15 protein-coding genes and 1 rRNA gene are annotated in these 19,244 nt (G+C 49.6%); 9 read left to right on the top strand and 7 right to left on the bottom strand.

The annotated features are described in order from the left end of the window. Window positions 1-113: ribosomal RNA gene (gene rrf / locus H6F72_RS20210) — 5S ribosomal RNA — on the top strand; the annotation flags it as partial. A 241-nt stretch (window positions 114-354) separates the two neighbouring features. Continuing rightward, entirely contained in the window at window positions 355-1,707 is a 1,353-nt protein-coding gene (locus H6F72_RS20205) for a hypothetical protein (protein WP_370527542.1), read from the top strand. A gap of 45 nt (window positions 1,708-1,752) precedes the next feature. Here H6F72_RS20205 and mutY read toward each other — a convergent pair whose 3' ends face one another. The 5 genes from mutY to carB form a co-directional block, all read right to left on the bottom strand. Beyond that, on the bottom strand, window positions 1,753-2,889 hold the full coding sequence (gene mutY / locus H6F72_RS20200) for an A/G-specific adenine glycosylase (protein WP_190439826.1): 1,137 nt from the start codon (window positions 2,887-2,889) through the stop codon (window positions 1,753-1,755). A 20-nt stretch (window positions 2,890-2,909) separates the two neighbouring features. After that, window positions 2,910-3,254, bottom strand: a complete 345-nt coding sequence (locus H6F72_RS20195) for a DUF760 domain-containing protein (RefSeq protein WP_242017027.1) — start codon at window positions 3,252-3,254, stop codon at window positions 2,910-2,912. Between the two features lie 197 nt (window positions 3,255-3,451). Further along, entirely contained in the window at window positions 3,452-4,408 is a 957-nt protein-coding gene (locus H6F72_RS20190; protein WP_190439820.1) for an RNA polymerase sigma factor, RpoD/SigA family, read from the bottom strand. A gap of 432 nt (window positions 4,409-4,840) precedes the next feature. Next, entirely contained in the window at window positions 4,841-4,981 is a 141-nt protein-coding gene (locus tag H6F72_RS20185; protein WP_190439817.1) for a hypothetical protein, read from the bottom strand. A gap of 199 nt (window positions 4,982-5,180) precedes the next feature. Then, window positions 5,181-8,441 carry a carbamoyl-phosphate synthase large subunit gene (gene carB, locus H6F72_RS20180; RefSeq protein WP_190439814.1) on the bottom strand — a complete coding sequence of 1,087 codons (3,261 nt, stop codon included), beginning with the start codon at window positions 8,439-8,441 and terminating at the stop codon, window positions 5,181-5,183. Between the two features lie 355 nt (window positions 8,442-8,796). Here carB and H6F72_RS20175 point away from each other — a divergent pair, with 355 nt between their 5' ends. The 6 genes from H6F72_RS20175 (at window position 8,797) to H6F72_RS20150 (ending at window position 15,059) form a co-directional block, all read left to right on the top strand. Further along, the gene (locus tag H6F72_RS20175; RefSeq protein ID WP_190439799.1) at window positions 8,797-9,870 is read left to right on the top strand and encodes an iron ABC transporter substrate-binding protein; all 1,074 of its coding nucleotides are present in this window, start codon (window positions 8,797-8,799) and stop codon (window positions 9,868-9,870) included. A 5-nt stretch (window positions 9,871-9,875) separates the two neighbouring features. Beyond that, window positions 9,876-11,525: an iron ABC transporter permease gene (locus H6F72_RS20170; protein ID WP_199299186.1), complete on the top strand. Its 1,650-nt coding sequence runs from the start codon at window positions 9,876-9,878 to the stop codon at window positions 11,523-11,525. Between the two features lie 39 nt (window positions 11,526-11,564). Beyond that, window positions 11,565-12,644 (top strand): ABC transporter ATP-binding protein, encoded by a 1,080-nt coding sequence (locus H6F72_RS20165; RefSeq protein WP_190439924.1) that lies wholly within the window; start codon window positions 11,565-11,567, stop codon window positions 12,642-12,644. 77 nt (window positions 12,645-12,721) lie between these two features. After that, the gene (locus H6F72_RS20160) at window positions 12,722-13,264 is read left to right on the top strand and encodes a hypothetical protein (RefSeq protein ID WP_190439797.1); all 543 of its coding nucleotides are present in this window, start codon (window positions 12,722-12,724) and stop codon (window positions 13,262-13,264) included. A 129-nt stretch (window positions 13,265-13,393) separates the two neighbouring features. Beyond that, a complete protein-coding gene (locus tag H6F72_RS20155) occupies window positions 13,394-14,287 on the top strand; it encodes a hypothetical protein (RefSeq protein ID WP_190439795.1) in 894 nt (297 codons plus the stop codon). A 19-nt stretch (window positions 14,288-14,306) separates the two neighbouring features. Beyond that, a complete protein-coding gene (locus H6F72_RS20150) occupies window positions 14,307-15,059 on the top strand; it encodes a DUF2996 domain-containing protein (RefSeq protein ID WP_190439793.1) in 753 nt (250 codons plus the stop codon). Between the two features lie 8 nt (window positions 15,060-15,067). Here H6F72_RS20150 and H6F72_RS20145 read toward each other — a convergent pair whose 3' ends face one another. Further along, window positions 15,068-15,538, bottom strand: a complete 471-nt coding sequence (locus H6F72_RS20145) for an NINE protein (RefSeq protein WP_190439791.1) — start codon at window positions 15,536-15,538, stop codon at window positions 15,068-15,070. 139 nt (window positions 15,539-15,677) lie between these two features. Between H6F72_RS20145 and H6F72_RS31190 the strand changes: the two genes are divergently transcribed. Then, entirely contained in the window at window positions 15,678-17,741 is a 2,064-nt protein-coding gene (locus tag H6F72_RS31190) for a M48 family metalloprotease (protein WP_370527541.1), read from the top strand. Window positions 17,742-17,842: 101 nt separating this feature from the next. Here H6F72_RS31190 and H6F72_RS20135 read toward each other — a convergent pair whose 3' ends face one another. Next, entirely contained in the window at window positions 17,843-18,802 is a 960-nt protein-coding gene (locus H6F72_RS20135; RefSeq protein WP_190439789.1) for a DUF6263 family protein, read from the bottom strand. Window positions 18,803-19,244 lie beyond the last annotated feature (442 nt).

Raw genomic sequence — 19,244 nt, 5'->3', positions numbered from 1 at the left:
GTGTTCATGGCACGGTGGAACCACACTGACCCATCCCGAACTCAGAGGTGAAACGCTGTAGCGGCGACGATACTTTGGGGGCAGCCCCACGGGACAATAGCTCGATGCCAGGGCAATAATCAAAAACAGAAAAGAGAGAGAGGAGTGCCTAGGCACTCCTCTCTCTCTTTTCTGTTTTGTCTCTGTACATATTGTTGATTGCGATCCCTAAATAGGGATGTAAATTACCTAGGGAACTGACAGTACGTAGGATGATGCGATTATTCTTGACGTGAAACCTCAATATACCTGCCTACTCTCCTCTAACAGTTTCTACCGAAAGGTGTTTGACGCTCAGTAGCTGAAAAGCTTATTGTGGCATCGTTTATGGGAGATACGACCGTGGATGCCATTCTGGAACGAGCGAAAGATTTAAAGCAAGCGTTGATTGAATTTGTCCTGGAAGCGGAAGGGGAGTTGGCGCGAGCACTGGAAGTGTATAGTGCTGAGCATTTACGCAGTCAACAACCTGATATTAATCAGAGAAATTTGTGGTTAGATACATTTTTGACCGAGGGTAAGGTTGAGGATAAAACTCCGCTTGATTTGTTTTTGGAAGATCAAGCGGAGTTGTCAGAGAGCGATCGCGCCCTGCTTTCAAGTTGGCATCACAGCTTTATTGGATTGTTTGAAATTAGGCAGACTCTTGTCGATGGGTTTGAGCTGATGAATTGGCTAACTGCCAAGCCTTATGTAGTTAAGCCTAATAATGAGGCGACAAAACAAGAGATGTCTCGTTTCCAATTTGGGGATATTTTGTTAGCTCGAATTTCTCCTCTGACTGAAACAGAGTGGATGTTTTCTGGGCCTTGTATTCCAATGGGGAAATTAGGTAAACCCAAGTTGGCAGTGGCGATCGGTAACTTTAAGCAAGATTATAAACATGCTCTCTATAGTGATGCACCAGAATTATTAGAGCAATCTTGGCAATCGGTAGAACAATATCATCAGGATTTTTTGAACTTCTTTGGTAGTGATGAAGTCACAATGTCTGGTTATGAACTCAGTAAGAAAATTGCTGAGATGCAGGAGAAGGTGACACAACAACGTCTGGCTGATGCTGGCATTGATGATTCTAAGTCTCTCGCGCAAATAGCTGCGGAAGCAGGAGTAGACTCAGCTGAAATGGAGTTGGTAGCAGAGGCAGCAGGAGCGGATGCCAAGGCTGTAGCTAAAGTCATGGAAAGTACACAAGCCATGAAAATGGTGATGCCTAAGGTTGAGCTACCTGCTGAACTAAAGAAAGCAGAAAAGGTGACAGTATTAGCCCATCCTCGCTGGGGTCAAATGTTTCTACCAACCTACCATCGATTTGAAAGCTTATTGATAGCTGATAATCTGAGTAGTGCTGACAATGCTGAGAAGCTGGTGCGCCGATACTTGGAGAGCCCAGAGATCAATGCTTATGTCTGGTATCGTTTGGCTGAGAAATATCCTAGGCAATTAGAGAGTTTGCTGCAAACGGTGTTACAGCGGCCAGAGTTTCAATTAGATCAAGATTTGCCTGGATTGCTGCAAGAGTTTGATAAGCCACTTGAGCCTGATTTACCAGAAGTTGCGAGCGTACCTGTGCATTTACATGATCTGTTTCAAGAGGCGCTAGCTGAAGTAGGTAAGTCTAAGGCGAAAGACAAAGGCAAAAAGAAATCGACCAAGGGCTTTCAGTAATGCGATCGCCCTTCTCCGATTCTAATTGGGTTGAATGTGAATGAGTTAAACGTTGCTTGCTTGGCGCAATGCCTCAATGATTTGCACATTTGCCTTTGGGAAGGGAAACTGATCAATTTCTGCCAAAGTCACCCAGCGGACTTCATCGCATTCAATCGGTTGTGGAGCCCCGCTGACGTGGCGGCAATGATGCACATTTAAAGTGACGCGGAAGTGGGTGTAGGCATGGTCAACGGTGATCAAGCGATCGCCCACGGTTACCTCAATGCCCAACTCTTCTTGAATTTCTCGCTGAATGCAGGCTTCTACGGTTTCCCCGGGCTCAACCTTACCGCCAGGAAATTCCCACAAGCCACCTAATAATCCTTCTTGACGGCGGCGATCGATGAGGATTTGGCCCTCGTCATTCCAGATCACGGCAACACCGATCAGCTTGTGAGGAATAGGGGCGCGAGTTTCAAACATGGGTAGTTCAGATTGCAGATTGAATTGATAAGCTCGGCAGTGAGTGCTCCAAGGACAAATCAGGCAAGCAGGATTTTGCGGAGTACAAAGCGTCGCGCCTAAATCCATTAAGGCTTGATTGAAATCTCTAGGTTGCTCCGGATCAAGGAGATTCTCAGAGAGTTCCCAGAGTTGTTTGCTTGCCTTTGATGGAGGAACCTCTATTGCCGCCAAACGAGTTAGCACTCGTTTCACATTACCATCCAAAATAGCCACTGCTTGATTAAAAGCGGCACTCAAAATCCCGCCAGCGGTGGTACGGCCAATGCCAGGGAGGTTTAGAACGGCTGCTAAATCTTGGGGAAAAGTAGCGCCGTGCTGTTCAACAATCACCTTGGCAGCTCGGTGTAAGTTGCGAGCGCGAGCATAATATCCTAAACCTTGCCATGCTTTTAGCACTTGTTGCTGTTCAGCGGTTGCTAAGGTGGCAATGGCTGGAAATAAAGTTAACCAACGCTCATAGTAGGGAATCACCGTTTTGACTTGGGTTTGCTGCAACATGATCTCTGAGATCCAAATGGCATACGGATCTCGATTGCGCCGCCAAGGTAAGTCACGGCCAAATTGGTGATACCAATCCAAAAGCGATCGCCGTAACTCTAATACAGCAGAACTCGGCAAACTGATTTCCCAATTTACCGAGTTCTGTTGAATGGATTTATTGTTAACTGCGGACACGGGCAATCCTGGTGGTCTACCTACTCAGCGTCAGAAGTATAGGTTTCAGAAGCAAGCAAAGATTTTTCAAAGGCCATCCGCTGCTCAGCATTGCGGAGGAAGTAACCACTAATCATAGCGGAGGCTAGAAGACGACCTAAGTGCTCACGACTTGTAGTGATCTCTACTTCAAAATGTTCTGAAGGTAAACCTCCCAACAATCCAATGACATTGCGCTCCATGACCTGCAAGACATCAGGCGAGGTTGGTTTGGAAAGTTGTGAGACCGTTTCGGGGCTCATCGCTTGCACGTAACGCCACAGCAAGTCACTAGACTCGGTGCTGCTTCCAAAAACTTCTGGAAATGGGTTAGATGAGTTATTCAACTTGGACCTCCTGACAGTAGAACTTAACAGCCTCGACATTAAGCAGGAGATGCTTAATTATCTAAGTTATTTGACTGTTAACGTTTCTACAAGTTTCTACAATCCAATCTAACAGGAGTAGTGAAGTCAGGCAGTAGGTAGAACCGAACCAAAGACGATGGGTTGTCCCGCTCTAGAGACTATAGGCTAACAGGCGGTTAACTAGCAATGTATTCCCGCATGTCAGCTTTGCGCTTACGCAGCTTGGTTAGAGCTTCCCGCTCAATCTGACGCACCCGCTCTCGACTGATGTTCAGGCGATCGCCAATCTTAGCGAGAGTCATGGATTTGCCATCTTCCAGGCCGAACCGTAAGGCTAAGACTTGCTGCTGCTGAGGTGTGAGGTCAGCCATCAACCGCTCTAAATCTGCTCGCAGAGAAGATTGAGCCGCAAAGTCCTCTGGAGAAGGTCCGGTGTCTTCGAGTAGCTCACCCAGTTCAGTATCTTGGTTGTCACCCACTCGCAGATCCAGAGATAGCGGTTGCCGTGCCCGCTCCAAATAATCTCGAACTTGGCGGGGCGTGAGTTCGAGTTCGTCTGCTAGTTCCCCAGCGGTTGCGGCTCTACCGAGCTTTTGAGCCAGTTGTCGCTGGGCTTTCTTAATCTTGTTGAGTTTTTCTGTGATGTGAATAGGCAAACGAATGGTTCTGCCTTTTTCCGCGATCGCTCGGGTAATCGCTTGGCGAATCCACCAGTAAGCATAAGTAGAGAAACGATAGCCCTTGGAAGGGTCGAACTTCTCAACGCCACGTTGCATTCCGATCGTGCCTTCCTGAATTAAATCCAATAAGTCAACATTGCGCTTAATGTACTTCTTTGCAACAGATACAACTAGGCGCAGATTGGCTTCTACCATCTTGCGTTTTGCGGTTTCTCCTTCCTCGATCGCCTGATTGAGTTCGCTTTCAGAGATTTTGGCTTGCTCTGCCCATTCCACGAAGCTTGGTTCATGGCCTAAGCGTTCAGCCAAAGCTTCTTGAATTTCATAAAGCACTGCTACACGCTGGACCTGCTTTCCATAAAGGATTTCCTGCTCATGGGTCAGTAGCGGAACACGACCAATTTCTCGGAGGTAAGCGCGTACGGGATCGGTAGAAGTCTGAGCAGTTTTCATGGCGCTGAGTCTTAGATTGACGATGACACGAGGGGCAAATAGAGGATACCGGCTAAAAATAGCCGGCAATATACACAAGGGACAAATTCAGCTAGACCAAGATGAACTTACGGCTTCCGGTTAGGTTTAACAGGAATAGGAATCGCAGAGTATTCAGGAGCTTCTGAGCTGGAACGTAAGCTTAACGCAGCCAACCCGATTCCCAAGCTGATAGAAATAGCAATTTCGACTAAGAGGTTTGTGTCTGTCAACATAAGAAGCCTAAGGCCTTAATATTTTAGGGGTTTTAATGTTAACAATCGTAACATTTCTGAGAAAAGATTGGGCATACCTCCTCAGACTGAATTTTGGGCTTTCGGGGAATGTACCGTTAGAGTACCCGCGAATCGGCAACACGAATGCATCCTGAGCAACAAAATTCAGTGAATATCATTAACCCTGCAATTCTGGAATTGACCAGGAATTGTTAACTTGTTTTAAGATTTTCTGCTCACGACCGAAGCTCTCATAAATCAACCACAGCTTCAAGGCATCGGTGCTTTTGTGGCAGCTTTCAACTTTAAAGATCGCCATCCGTTCCTAAGTTAGCGGTTAGGGGCTGGTGTATGGCGAAGGTAACTTATCGTAATGCATATCTGAAAAAATCGTAAATGCTCTATGGGGGCATCTACAACAAAAAATACTCCCCATCCATTAAAAGATGAGGAGTATAACTCTTCTTTTATCCTAGGGAATTCAACTGCTAGGCTTCAGGATAGGGGCTATGGGCCAACTAGGCTATGTAGTCCTGTAGAGCTTTCACGTCTAGCGGTTGAGATTGTAAAGAGCGAATCGCGGCGGCAGTAGCTTTGGCTCCAGCGATCGTGGTGATGATGGGAATCTTGTAAGACAAAGCACTACGGCGAATCAGACGGGCATCGGTTTGGGCTTCTTCGCCTGAGGGAGTGTTAAGAATGAGTTGGATTTTCTCATTTTTAATTGAATCCAGCACGTGAGGCCGTCCTTCATGCAGCTTCAGCACTAACTCAACCTCTAGACCATGCTCCCGTAAGACATTGCGAGTTCCATCGGTTGCCACGACTTGGAAGCCGATGTCAATCAGGTCACGGACAACGGGTACAACGGCGGTTTTGTCGCGATCGCTCATAGAGACAAATACAGTTCCAGACAGAGGGAGACGCTGACCCGCTGCGAGAGCCGCTTTAGCAAAGGCTTTGCCAAAGTCTGTATCAATACCCATCACCTCACCTGTAGAGCGCATTTCTGGCCCCAGAATGGTATCTGTACCAGGAAATTTATCAAAGGGCAGTACGGCTTCCTTCACAGAGAGATGTTGAGGAATCACCTCCTCTGTAAACCCGATTGACTCTAGGGTTTGACCTGACATGATGCGAGCCGCAAGCTTGGCTAGAGGTAAACCAATCGCCTTGGATACAAAAGGAACAGTACGTGAGGCACGAGGGTTTGCTTCAATGATATAAACTTGCTCCCCTTGGACCGCAAACTGAATGTTCATTAGCCCCACTACATTCAGCGCTTTGGCCAATTGCACGGTCCAAGTGCGAATGGTGTCGAGGGCTGCGGGAGTGAGGGAAGTAGTGGGCAGAGAACAAGCAGAGTCGCCGGAATGAATGCCCGCTTGCTCAATGTGCTCCATGATGCCGCCAATTACCACTTGTCCGGTTTGGTCGGCGATCGCATCCACATCTATTTCGATCGCATTCTCTAAGAACTTATCGATCAAGATGGGGTGATCAGGTTCGACCTGAACGGCATAGGTCATGTAGCGCTCTAGATCAGCATCGGAGTAAACAATCTCCATTGCTCGACCGCCCAGCACGTAACTCGGACGCACGACGACGGGGTAATCGATTTGACGGGCAACGGACAGGGCTTCATCGTAGCTGCGAGCCAGACCGTTGGGTGGTTGATGAATATCCAGTTCGCGGAGAATTTTCTCGAAGCGCTCCCGATCTTCAGCCACGTCGATGGAGTCGGGGGAGGTGCCCCAAATTTTAGGGATGGACTCTGAATTGGCTGTATCACTCGCATCCTGCCGCTGCTTCAAATATTCCTGAAGGGGAACAGCTAGCTTTAGTGGCGTTTGACCACCGAACTGGATGATGATGCCGACGGGATTCTCTGCCTCGATGATGTTGATCACGTCTTCTTTGGTCAGGGGTTCAAAGTAGAGGCGATCGCTGGTGTCGTAGTCGGTGGAAACGGTTTCGGGGTTGGAGTTAACCATGATCGTCTCAAACCCTTCTTTGGCTAGAGCAAAGGAGGCATGGCAACAACAGTAGTCGAACTCGATTCCCTGACCGATCCGGTTAGGACCACTGCCCAAAATCATCACTTTCGGTTTATCAGAAGGAAGAACCTCCGTTTCCTCTTCGTAGGTCGAGTAATAGTAAGGTGTGTAAGCCTCAAATTCAGCGGCGCAGGTATCAACGGTTTTGTAGACCGGAATGATGCCCAGGTTCTTACGATAGGCTCGAACTTCGTCTTCGGTGGTTTTAGTAGCGTAGGCAATTTGGCGATCGCTAAACCCTTGCTGCTTGACTGCATAAAGTTCTTCTTTGCTGAACTCTTGCAGTGACTTGCGCTTCATCGCCTTGGCTACTTCTAGCAGTTCTTGAAGTTTGTCGAGGAACCAGGGATCGATGCCAGTTAGCTCGTAAACTTCGGCGACAGTCATGCCCATTTGAAACGCATGACGCACCGTAAAGATGCGATCGGGGTTGGGAGTGCGGAGAGAAGCGCGGATATGCTCTAAGCTAGGTAGCTTTTCGGCGCGATCGCAGCCCCAGCCAGCCCTTCCAGTTTCTAGTGATCGCAGTGCTTTTTGGAAAGACTCTTGGAAGGTACGACCGATCGCCATTGCCTCACCCACAGACTTCATTTGGGTGGTGAGGACAGGAGTAGAACCGGGAAACTTCTCGAAGGCAAAGCGAGGAATTTTGGTGACGACATAATCGATCGTCGGCTCAAAGCTAGCGGGAGTTTTTTTGGTGATGTCGTTGGGGATTTCATCCAAGGTGTAACCAACGGCTAACTTAGCAGCAATTTTGGCGATCGCGAATCCTGTCGCTTTGGAAGCAAGAGCGGAGCTACGAGAGACGCGGGGGTTCATTTCGATCACCACCAAGTCGCCTGTTTCGGGATGGATGGCGAACTGGATGTTGGATCCACCCGTCTCTACCCCAATTTCGCGGATGATTTTGATCGAAGCATCCCGCAGTCGTTGATATTCTTTGTCGGTTAAAGTTTGGGCAGGAGCAACGGTGATCGAGTCGCCTGTGTGGATGCCCATCGGATCAATATTTTCGATGGAGCAGATAATTACCACGTTATCGGCTAGATCGCGCATCACTTCTAGCTCGTACTCTTTCCACCCCAAGAGTGATTGTTCGATCAGAATTTGAGAGACAGGGCTGGCATCTAACCCAGATTGAGAAATCTCCTCGAATTCTTCTTGGTTGTAGGCAATACCACCGCCTGATCCCCCTAGGGTGAAAGCGGGACGAATAATTAATGGATAGGAGCCAATTTGAATCGCGATTTGCTTGGCTTCTGTCATGTTCTCTGCGAGGCCAGAAGGGCAAACGCTGACCCCAATCTTCTCCATCGCTGCTTTAAAGAGTTTGCGATCTTCTGCCTTTTCGATCGCAGGTAACTTAGCCCCGATCAACTCTACGCCGTACTTCTCTAGAACACCGTTCTTAGCTAACGTAACGGCTAAGTTCAGTGCCGTTTGCCCTCCCATCGTGGGTAGCAAGGCATCGGGTCGCTCCTTAGCAATGATTTTCTCTAGTAGCTCAGGGGTGAGTGGTTCGATATAGGTGCGATCGGCCGTGTCTGGGTCCGTCATGATTGTGGCTGGGTTGGAGTTGACCAGCACCACCTCGTAGCCTTCATCTCGCAGTGCCTTACAAGCCTGAGTTCCTGAGTAGTCAAACTCACTAGCTTGCCCAATCACAATCGGGCCAGAGCCAATCAACAAAATCTTGCGGAGGTCATCGCGACGAGGCATAGTCTTGCTAAAGCGTTCATGGTTCGTAAATCCCACTCATTGTAGAAGGTTTCTTCTAGGAGTTGCTGATCGTTTTAAGCACTTTTCCGGAGGATTGTCAGCAAACTTTGGGGTAGAGGCAGGGCTAAATCAGCAGATCAAGATTTCTGATTGCAACTCATGATGCTTCTCTGATTTTGAATTGAGAATTACTTGCATTAATATTGACTAGGGCGATCGCGATGTTCCACTGTCACATACTGATTCACCCACATGGATTGGCACCCTTTCTGGTTAGATGAATATAAAAGCCGTTTCCTGCTTTTATTGACAGTTTTTTTGATTAAGTGATTCTACAACTTGTACGGAGAACTCTGTGAAACGTCGTAAATTATTGTCCCTGTTGGGGTTGGCGGTGACAACTGGAGGAGTTGCGATCGCTTGTTCTAATAACTCCTCCACACCCAATGCTCAAACCTCTCCTGCTAACTCTCCGAGTGCCACCACTGCGGCTAGCAGCGGCACAGGTGAAGAACTCGTAGTGTACTGCGGTCGAGATGAAAAACTCGTCGGGGAATTAATTAAAAAGTTTGAAGCTGAAACAGGTACTAAAGTTCAAGTTCGCTATGGCGATACGGCTGAATTAGTGGCCGCAGTTTTAGAAGAGCAAAAGAATAGTCCGGCGGATGTTTTCTTTGCTCAAGATCCAGGAGCTTTGGGGGCGCTACAAAAAGCCAATCGCACTACCAAGTTACCAGATGCTGTGCTCGCCAAGGTCGACGATCGCTTTCACTCCCCGACTGGGCAATGGGTAGGAGTCACAGGACGCGCTCGTACAGTAGACTACAACACTAATTTGGTGAAAGCGGAAGAGTTGCCGCAGTCGATTTTTGACCTCACTGATCCGAAATGGAAGGGCAAAATTGGTTGGGCACCGACGAACGGTTCGTTCCAAGCCTTTGTTACCGCTCTGCGGGTTACAGAAGGGGAAGAGAAGGCGAAGCAATGGCTGGAAGGCATGAAAGCCAATGAACCCAAGGTTTATCCCAAGAATGTGCCCATCGTGGAAGCCCTGTCTCGCGGTGAAATCGCTTTAGGTTTGGTGAACCACTACTATCTAGAGCGCGTTAAAGTGGAGAACCCCAGTGCTCCTGTAGAGCATCACTTCACAGGTGATGCGGGTTCTATGGTGAATGTTGCGGGCGTTGCAATTCTAGACAGTGCCAAGCGTCCAGAACTGGCCCAGAAGTTCGTTGCCTTCTTGTTAGATAACGAAGCGCAAAACTACTTTGCGACCGAGACTCGCGAATATCCTCTAGCCGATGGAGTCAAGGTAGCAAGTAGTAATCTCAAGAGTTTAGATCAGGTGCAGACTCCAAAAATTGACCTGGCTAGCTTGAGTGACTTGGATGCGACCTTGAAACTGCTGCAATCAACTGGAGTGATCTAGAGGGAATGCAGGTTTCCAAGGGGCTGCACCGTCTCTTACAGGGATGGATGTGGCGATCGCAGAGGGCTTCCGGGCCACCTTTGTTCTTGACTTTGGCTGGGGCAATGGTCGCGAGCGCGATCGCCTTACCTTTGGCCTATCTGGTGTTTCGGACTTCGGGGATCGGGGCAGAGCAAATTTGGACGCTCTTGTCTCGGCCCCGGACACTCACTGTGCTGCTAAATAGTGCGGGAATGGCGGCGGCTGTGACTTTGCTATCGGCGTTGATTGCCATTCCCATCGCTTTTTTAACGCTGCGGACTAACTTACCAGGACGACGATGGTGGTTGATCGCAGCCACTTTGCCATTGGCGATTCCCAGTTATGTGGGTAGCTTTACGCTGCTAGCAACTTTTGGGCCTAGGGGGAGTGGCTTGCAGTTGTTGCTGGAACCTTTGGGCGTTCAGGAACTACCTTCGATTTATGGCTGGCCCGGAACCCTGTTAGCGCTGACTCTGTTTACCTATCCTTACTTGCTACTGAGCGTGCGGGCTGGCTTGCAAGGGATTGATCCCGCCCTAGAAGAAGTGGCGCGGAGTTTAGGACGTAGCCCTTGGGCCACTTTCTGGCAAGTGACGCTGCCACAACTGCGCCCCTCCATCGTGGCAGGTGGGTTGCTCGTCGCTTTGTATGCTTTGCGCGATTTTGGTACGCCGTCGCTGATGCGGTTTGATGCCTTTACTCGCGTAATTTTTTTGCAGTACAAGTCCAGTTTTGACCGTACTTCAGCTTCGGTGCTGGCGCTGGTGCTGGTGGGGTTGGTACTGTCGATTCTGTGGTTAGAGTACCGAGTCCGATCGCGCGCGAAGTACTACAGCCGAGCCGCTGCGGTTAGACGATCGCCTCAACTGGTCAAGCTAGGGCTGTGGAGATGGCCCGCACTCCTATTTTGTGCCGCGATCGTAGCGCTGAGTTTGGTGCTGCCGTTTGCCATGACGATCTTTTGGCTAGTGCGGGGCTGGCTGGCTGAAGTAGAGATGCTGGCTCTAACCGATCTGCTGCACCTGGCCCTCAATTCCATTTCAGCGGCAGGATTGGCAGCGATCGCAGCGATTTTGTTTGCTCTGCCTGTCGCTGTGTTGTCGGTGCGATTTCCGGGACGAATTACCACTGCAATCGAGCGTTGTTCCTACATTGGCTTTGGCTTGCCAGGGATTGTTGTGGCTTTGTCTTTGGTCTTTTTTGGCGCTAACTACTTGCCCTGGATTTACCAAACTCTGCCGCTGTTGGTGTTTGCCTATCTGATTTTGTTTCTGCCGCAAACGGTCGGTACTGTCCGGAGTTCGCTACTGCAAGTGAATCCTCAGGTGGAAGAGTCAGCCAGAAGTTTAGGTCGCACCCCCTGGCAAACCTTGAGAGAAATTACGCTGCCGCTGGTGCGTCCGGGCATTCTCAGTGGAACGGTGTTGGTGTTTTTAACTGCAATTAAGGAATTGCCTGCGACACTTCTGCTGGCCCCGATTGGCTTTAAGACATTAGCCACGCAGATCTGGCAAGCCACAGAGAATGTTTCCTTTGCCGAGGCAGCAGCAGCTTCCCTAGCGATGCTCTTGGTGTCTGCTGGCTCCACCTTATTTGTTCTGGCGCAAGACCATGCGAGGACAGCTCACCGCTAAGTTTGCTCTGTATCTATGTTTCCTCTGCCTAGCTCGACCATGACCCGACCCGTGATTCTGCAACTTGACCGCGTTACTAAACAATTTCCTACCAGCTCTACTGCCGCCGTAGAGGACGTGAGCCTGACCCTGGCTCAAGGAGATTTACTGGCGCTTTTGGGGCCTTCGGGTTGTGGTAAAACCACGCTACTGCGGATGATCGCTGGTTTTGAACCGTTGCAGGCAGGAGCGATCGCTCTTGCAGGCAGAACCGTAGCTAGCCCAGGCACCTGGATACCCCCAGAGCAGCGATCGGTCGGCATGGTGTTTCAAGATTTTGCCTTGTTCCCGCACCTGACCGTGGCACAAAATGTGGCTTTTGGGTTGCAGAAAGTCGCAGACTCGGCGCAAATCAAGGCTAAAACTGCTGAGGCGATTGCCCAAGTCAGATTGCAAGGACTAGAAAACCGCTATCCCTACGAACTTTCTGGCGGCCAGCAGCAGCGAGTGGCTTTGGCGCGGGCCTTGGCTCCCCGTCCTGCCTTAATTTTGCTCGACGAGCCGCTGAGTAATCTAGATGTGCAAGTCCGCTTACGCCTGCGCGAGGAAATCCGCGAAGTGCTGAAATCAGCGGGAATCTCTGGCGTGTTCGTCACCCATGACCAGGAAGAGGCGTTAGCCATCTCAGACCAAGTCGCGGTGATGCAGCAAGGGCATTTGGAGCAGCTCGGCACACCAGAGGAGGTTTACCATCATCCCGCTTCTCGCTTTGTAGCGGAATTTGTTACCCAAGCCAACTTTATTGCCGCACGGCAACAAGGACAGCTTTGGCAGACCGAAGTGGGCGATTTTAAGCTGCCACCTGATGAATGGCTCGAGAGCGAAAGCGGCGACTTAATGGTGCGTCAAGAAGATCTATTGCTCGAAGCTGACCCTGAAGCAGCCGTGGTGATTCGCGATCGCCACTTTTTAGGTCGAGAGTACTGTTACTGCCTCAGCACCCCTTCTGGAAAGGAATTACACGCTCGTACTACCACTGCAATTAATCTACCAATTGGTACCCATGTGCAATTGTCGGTACCAGATCAGGCTTTACGTATCTTCCCGACTAATACACCCAAACTCGCAAAAACTCTGTAGTTTTCCAATAAGCCAAACGCGATCGCCATAATAGGGATGAATGCGTCCTTAAAACCCTTTTATGGCAGGAGTTAGCAATGATTTTTCCTCGCACGCGACAGATTTTAGCAGGGCTGTGTTTGTCTCTGTTGTTGCTCACCACAGCTTGCGCCCCCGAAGAGCCTTCCCGCTGGGATCAGGTGCAGCAAGAAACGACTCAGAAGCAGCCATCTACTGGAACCAAGACTACAACTGCTGCTAAGCCTACTTCCGGGGGTCAATTCAATAAATTCTTCCCGCAACCAGGGGCAGGCTTTGACCGCGTCTACACCCAAGAAAAAGCAGGTTTTGCGGAAGCCAAACTGAAGCAAGGTGGCAAAGACGTAGCAATGCTGGCGATCTCAGACACCGCTAGTAATCCTAGTGCTGCAGCTAAATATCAACAAAGCAGCAGGACCATTGCGGGCTATCCAGCCGTTGAAACAGGCACGACTGCAACCAGCGTTTTAGTGGGCGATCGCTATCAAGTCAAAGTGCTCTCTCGTGATCCAGGTTTTACCAAGAGCGATCGCGAAGCATGGTTGCAAAGATTCGATCTTGACGGGTTAAGAAGCTTACCGACGACTGCTCAAAAAAGATAATAGCACTGCCTCAGAAGTACTATCACTCCGGAAATCGGAGCTAAAGCCTGTTTGAGTAAACGGGAACCATCAAAATCAGGGTAAATCTCACCCATTGGCTAATAAACGCAGCAATAAGGAGTCTTTGATATGAGTCAGGCTAAACCCATCTTTGAATTAGTCGATCAGCTACCCACTAATAACATGACCGTCTATGCCCTCAAAGCCCTAGACTTTGTGGTGCCTGGACAATGGCAGAACTTGGTTGGCTTTGACAACACCATTCGCACCATCACGGGGGAAACAGATGAGGGAGTAATTCAACAAGTGGGCGAGCGGGCAATTCAGCTTTATAACGACCCCTCCCAAGGTTATCAACGAGCCATGTGGCTTTACCAAACGGTGAATAGTGCGGGGGGAGCGCTGGGTGCAGCAGCACTGGCCAACAAGATCGGCGAACGAGTTTCGTTTCTCTCCTTCCTCGATCGCGTCACTCCCAAAGCCGACAAAGCGCAAACTATCGACTTGAGCTTGAAGCTGGTGACTGAATTAGTCGCTTTTTGCCAGATCAACGGCATTCCCGGCGACAGCATTGGTGATTTCGTGGCGTCTTTGGGTGATTACAGTGGTGAATCCTTAATGCGGATGGCTGCGCTAGTTTGCTTCGATGGTTTGATTCCTTTAGGACCAGACTTCATTTTGAAAACCCAGTCTGCTCTGAGCCAACTCAATCCAGGTGAACTAACCCAGCATCCCGTATTTAAGCAAATTGGTGGCTTAATTCCAGGGGGCAATCCCGCTGGGCAACTCGGCTTTATTAACGAAAGTTTTGCTTCCACCCAAGGCTGGATGAGCAACTTTGTGACCTCGCGTAACCTAACTCCTGAGACCGTCGTGAGTCAACTGCAAAACTTCATTGAAATTTCCAATGACAAGTTAGACTATCTCGGCGCGTTCTTGGATATGACAACGAATTATTATGAACACACAGGGGTGCAAACCCTGGCTCGTCGCTTAATTGAACGAGCGGTTGCTGAGATCTAAGTGAAGGACTGACGAAGTAATGGCAGAACCCACCAATCACAATGACGCTGGAGAAGTCGCTCCTAGCACGGTTGACCAACAAGCCCCAGACGTTGCGGAAGAAAATGCGCCCAGCACCGATGAAGCGGTTGCAACGGATATTCCCTCGGCCAATGCTCCCGATCCAGCAACAGCCAACCCTGATGTGAACCCTAATGCGGCTGGAGAAAAACCCACTACTGAAGCCTCGCGTCCAGACGTTGATTCGCAAACAGCAGTAGATAAGCCAGCAAAATCAGCCAAAGCTGATCCTGGCCCTGGCTCCACCGAGAAAGCCGCAGCCAAAAAAGCAGGTGCCGCTAAAGCCAAAGGAGACGATGCTGCTCCTGCTGCCAAAGCCAAGAAAGAAAAAGCACCCGCTGTTGAAGACAAGCCATTTGCTGAGTTTGTCGAGCAATACTACCTGCCTGCGCTCAAGACAGCTCTCGAAAAGCAGGGATTGCAAAACCTGGATCTAAGCTTTGTTAACCAGAAAGTGCAAGTTTCTGGTTTGACTGATGCCCCAGATTGCTGGCAGATCGTGGGCCGCTGGGAAGGCGGACGACGACAGTTCAATATCTACTTCTTTAAGGACGATATTCAAGGTCAGCGTGGCTTCTCTTTTTCAGACACGGGTCACAAAGCTAGTACCCTGGAGCCGTTCTTGATTGATGAGCGGAAGGTGACGTTGGATCTATTGCTTCTTGGTGCAGTCCAACGGCTGAATGCTCAGAAGTGGTTGGTGCGAAACTAACCTCTGGCTTATAGTTCTTTGAAATCGTAGGTGATGACTCCGGTAACGGGATCGTTGTCAATGCCAACATATCCGGTTCTTACCATTTCTTGGAGAACCGCCTCAACTTCGGCAAAGCCAAGACCCGTTGCCATCACCCCTTGCGTTACAGACAGTTTGCCTCCTCTGGCGGCAGCAGCTTCTAAAAGCCTGATCATGAGCTGTTCTCGGCTAGGCTTCAGAACTGTAGCTGCGACAGCAGGTTGGCTCAGTGGGACTCCAGTAGGCGACATACCTAGACGAGCACGGTATTTAAGGTTGTGCTCCTCTACCATGTCTGGAACTAGAAATAGATCAATAAATTGGCCTACGCCAAAAAGGCCCCAGGTCATCATCCAGAATAAGCCTGTGGCAATTTTGCCGTTGTAAAGACGATGTAGTCCAGATATCCCAAATAAGCAACCTAGCCAAAGCAGGTAGGAAGTTCCGACCTTGTTCATATCACTGGCAAGTTAAGGTTTCTGTTCAATCATAGATATTTTGCTGAGGAGTCAGCGGCAGCTGTGCGGAAAAAGGCAGCCGTGAAGGAAATGAGGCGATCGCTAGGTTGTCGCGGTTAGACTTGGCACAATAAGCATAGTGAATGAATCACAAACTTTAATCAAAGCGTTGGGGGTTGTCATGGTGGCTAGATCTGGGCGATCGCTCAAAGGTGCTAGAGATCAAGGTGCTAAAGGTCAAAGTCGGATGCGCCGACAAGTGTTGCTGTTGAGCTTGTTGATGTTGCCTGTCGTACCAACGGCTGCGATCGCAGAAGTAATCGATTCATCCTCCTCAACAACGCGATCGCCTGCTACTACTGTCGAAAATGCCACCTTTGAAGTTTCTGATTTAGTTTCTGATCGGCTGGTGGTTCCCGTGGAGTCGCCTGCGATCGCTGAAAATGTGGTGGTAGATGCTGTTCCTATCCCTACAACGGCAGACACCTCCATTTCTGATCCTGCGATCGCCACCCCCAACACTGCCGAGCCATCCTCAACTCCAGCCAACCCAAACACCCCTGAGCCATCTACGGCAGCATCGCGAATATCAGCAGAACCCGCTCAGGCAGAACCACCCACATCAGACCCAGCGGAATCACCCCCCAAGACTAGCAATTCTGATAATTCCGTAGAACCAGAGTCAAAACCAGAGCTGGAGTCAGAGCCAAAAACTGATGAGGCAAGCGAGACTGAGCCGAGCGATTCTGACTCAGAGAAAGCTGAGAAACCCCCTACCCCTGAAGAACAAGCGCGACAACAAAAGCTGATTGAGGCAGACCAACTTTACTTAGGTGGTCAGTTTCCTGCTGCGGAAAAACTCTATCGAGAAGCCAAAACACCATTTGCCAAAGAAGTGGCCGCGACAGAAGCCAAGCAGCGACCAGAGCCAATTCTAGACCCAGCTCAATTGTCTCCGGCGGGGCGAGTTTACTGGCGTGAGTCGGAAGCTGGGATGGCCCAGAACCTCAAGACTCGAATCTTCGTGCCGCTCAGTATGCTGGTAGAACAGCACCCCCAATTTGTGCCCGGACACTTGCGACTCGCCCAAGCGCTTAAAGATGACCAGCGTACCCCAGAGGCGCTAACTGTTCTGGAACGAGCGACCGCCTTTTATCCCAACCAACCAGATTTGCTGAAAGCCAAGATCGAGCTTTTGGCCGAAACCGAACAATGGCTCGACGCTTCGATCGCGGCTCGTCAATTTGCTTTGCTCAATCCCAACGACCCAGCCGCGCCCGAATTCGCCAAACTGGCTGAGGAGAATCTGGAGCGTTTCCGAGTCCACATGCGGCGAGAGCTAAGAGGGAATGCGATCGCCAATGCGATTACTGGGGTGGCAGGTCTTGTGCTGACTGGCAATCCTTTTAGCCCTCTATCGGCGGTACAAACCACAGCCATGTTGATGCGAGGAGAAGCAGCGATCGGCGAGAGTGTGGCGAAGGATGCCAAAGAAGAGTTGGAACTGATCGATGATCCGCTAGTGGTGGATTATGTCAATGAGATCGGTCGTCGCATCGCTACAGTTGCAGGACGAGATTTCAAGTACGAGTTTCATGTGATTATGGACGATCGCCTCAATGCCTTTGCCCTGCCCGGTGGCAAGGTATTTCTCAATGCAGGAGCGATCGCTAAAACTAACTCCGAGGCAGAACTTGCTGGACTTTTGGCCCATGAGTTATCCCATTCGGTTCTATCTCATGGCTTTCAGTTAGTCGCTCAAGGAAATCTGATTTCCAGTGCCACACAGTTCTTCCCGTTTGGTGGCACGATCGGCAATTTGGCTGTGCTCGACTATAGCCGAGACATGGAGCGGCAAGCCGATATTGTCGGCACCCGGATTTTAGCTTCGACAGGTTATGCAGCCGATGGGCTACGCAACTTAATGGTGACGCTAGACAAAGAAGACAAAGACAGAATGCCTTTCAGTTGGCTCTCCTCGCACCCCATTACCAACGAACGGGTGGAATATCTGGAAACGCTGATTCAAGAGAACGGCTATAACCGCTACGCCTACGAGGGAGTCACACGACACAACGCCGTGAAAGCTAGAGTCAAACAACTAATCGCAGAGCGCAAACAATGCGAAAAAGAGAACGAGAAAAAAGATAGACGAGATAGACAGGAGTGCCGGAAAAAACCAGAACAAAAAGAACAAAAATAGATTGGTTGAGAGGAGCGATCGCGGCTTAGCGGTTTGGAGCTAGAAGGCGATCCCTCCTTCACCTTGCTTTGGAATTTAGCTGTCCTTCTAAATGAACCAAGCTATCTAATCAGGGTCTGCTCAATTGACACAGTGCCTTTAACGGAAACAGGCCAAGACATAGCTTGAGAAGCACCTGGCAAGCCTTGGACTTGGAACTTTCCAGAAATATCCTGATTCACTTGGCTTTGAGTCACCATGCCTGTATTCAGCTGAATTTGCATGCTTCCTTTTTGAGTTCCAGCCAGATTTTGCTTCAGGGATGCACCTGAGATTTGCAAGGCAGGAGCATTAGGGCTTGGCTTGACCTGGGAAGAGATATCTACCGTAGCAATATTGTTTTTCACTGCTTTCAAAGTGTAGGTTGTTTCCACAGTCATTGGAAATCCTTTTGAAAGCGTCATTTTTTTGCTCCATGAATCTCCAACATTAATCGGCTGAGTTGGATAAATATCGAGGGATTGGCTGAACAATTCCTTGAACATTTCCTCACCAAACTGAGATCTCAGAGTGTTTTCAATTTGAGCTTTAACCGCATTATTGGGAATCTTCATGCCTGAAATCATCCGAGCAATCAGCTGATCAATTCCCTGCACCTCTCTGACCGTACCAGCGGGTGTAATCTTGGCTGAAATACTTTGCCCGACTAAAGTGCTCAAGCTAGCAGTTAAAGGATTGGTCCCCGGTGCTGGACGAGTGGAATCATAAGCGATCGCACCGTTGGGGCCACTTTGCTTAAATTGCACTGACTTGTAAGTCATTTTCACGGTGCTTGTCCCGTCGGCGGCTACATCTATAACATCAAATAAATAGCCAATCCTCACAACCTGATTCGTATTCTGCGGGCGGCCCAAGATACTTTGATTGATCGCTTGATCCGTAGCCATTTGAATGCTGTAGCGATCGCCTTTTTGTAATCGCAGTTGAAGCTTGACAGGCGCGGCATCAGCGGCAATAGCAATGAAGCTCATTCCCAAGGCAGCCGCAACGATTCCTAACTTTTTCACGTTCACTAACACCATGCAAAGACCTAGGAAATAACACAACTGAGCCAGTGAGACAACCACACCTTGGTGTACTTGCTCACAAAACCTAATTTCTAGGCATTCATTACTTTCCAAGCGGTTTGCGCTTTCTGTTATGAATCTTTAGAGACTGCGATCGCCCTTTATCAACAGTTAGGGCTAGTAGCTGAGCGATCGCTGTGGCATGGTGGACGACAACTTTGGCTAGAGAAAGCTTTGTGGCCGTAGAGTGTGAAGTGCAGAGTACGTACCGCTTCTTAAGACTGAGTCTGGTTGGCTTCAGCAATGAGGCGGACTAAGCCAAGAGATCAAACCTGAGGATGTCGTCTGGATTCGCTAGGTGTGAAACACTGGCACGGAGCTATAGCCACAACAGCCATGCCCCATATCGCCATTCAGAACTCGAAGGCAGGGGACTGGATGGAACAGGTCAGCAATG

Source organism: Trichocoleus sp. FACHB-46 (assembly GCF_014695385.1).
Taxonomy (GTDB): Bacteria; Cyanobacteriota; Cyanobacteriia; order FACHB-46; family FACHB-46; genus Trichocoleus.
This window is presented reverse-complemented; position numbering and strand designations above follow the sequence as displayed.

Coding starts and splice junctions, on each gene's coding strand:
- H6F72_RS20165 (WP_190439924.1), top strand. CDS start 11,565: ATGACCCGACCCGTGATTCTGCAACTTGACCGCGTTACTAAACAATTT.
- H6F72_RS20155 (WP_190439795.1), top strand. CDS start 13,394: ATGAGTCAGGCTAAACCCATCTTTGAATTAGTCGATCAGCTACCCACT.
- H6F72_RS20190 (WP_190439820.1), bottom strand. CDS start 4,408: ATGAAAACTGCTCAGACTTCTACCGATCCCGTACGCGCTTACCTCCGA.
- H6F72_RS20150 (WP_190439793.1), top strand. CDS start 14,307: ATGGCAGAACCCACCAATCACAATGACGCTGGAGAAGTCGCTCCTAGC.
- H6F72_RS20135 (WP_190439789.1), bottom strand. CDS start 18,802: ATGGTGTTAGTGAACGTGAAAAAGTTAGGAATCGTTGCGGCTGCCTTG.
- carB (WP_190439814.1), bottom strand. CDS start 8,441: ATGCCTCGTCGCGATGACCTCCGCAAGATTTTGTTGATTGGCTCTGGC.
- H6F72_RS20170 (WP_199299186.1), top strand. CDS start 9,876: ATGCAGGTTTCCAAGGGGCTGCACCGTCTCTTACAGGGATGGATGTGG.
- H6F72_RS20145 (WP_190439791.1), bottom strand. CDS start 15,538: ATGAACAAGGTCGGAACTTCCTACCTGCTTTGGCTAGGTTGCTTATTT.
- H6F72_RS20160 (WP_190439797.1), top strand. CDS start 12,722: ATGATTTTTCCTCGCACGCGACAGATTTTAGCAGGGCTGTGTTTGTCT.
- H6F72_RS20185 (WP_190439817.1), bottom strand. CDS start 4,981: ATGGCGATCTTTAAAGTTGAAAGCTGCCACAAAAGCACCGATGCCTTG.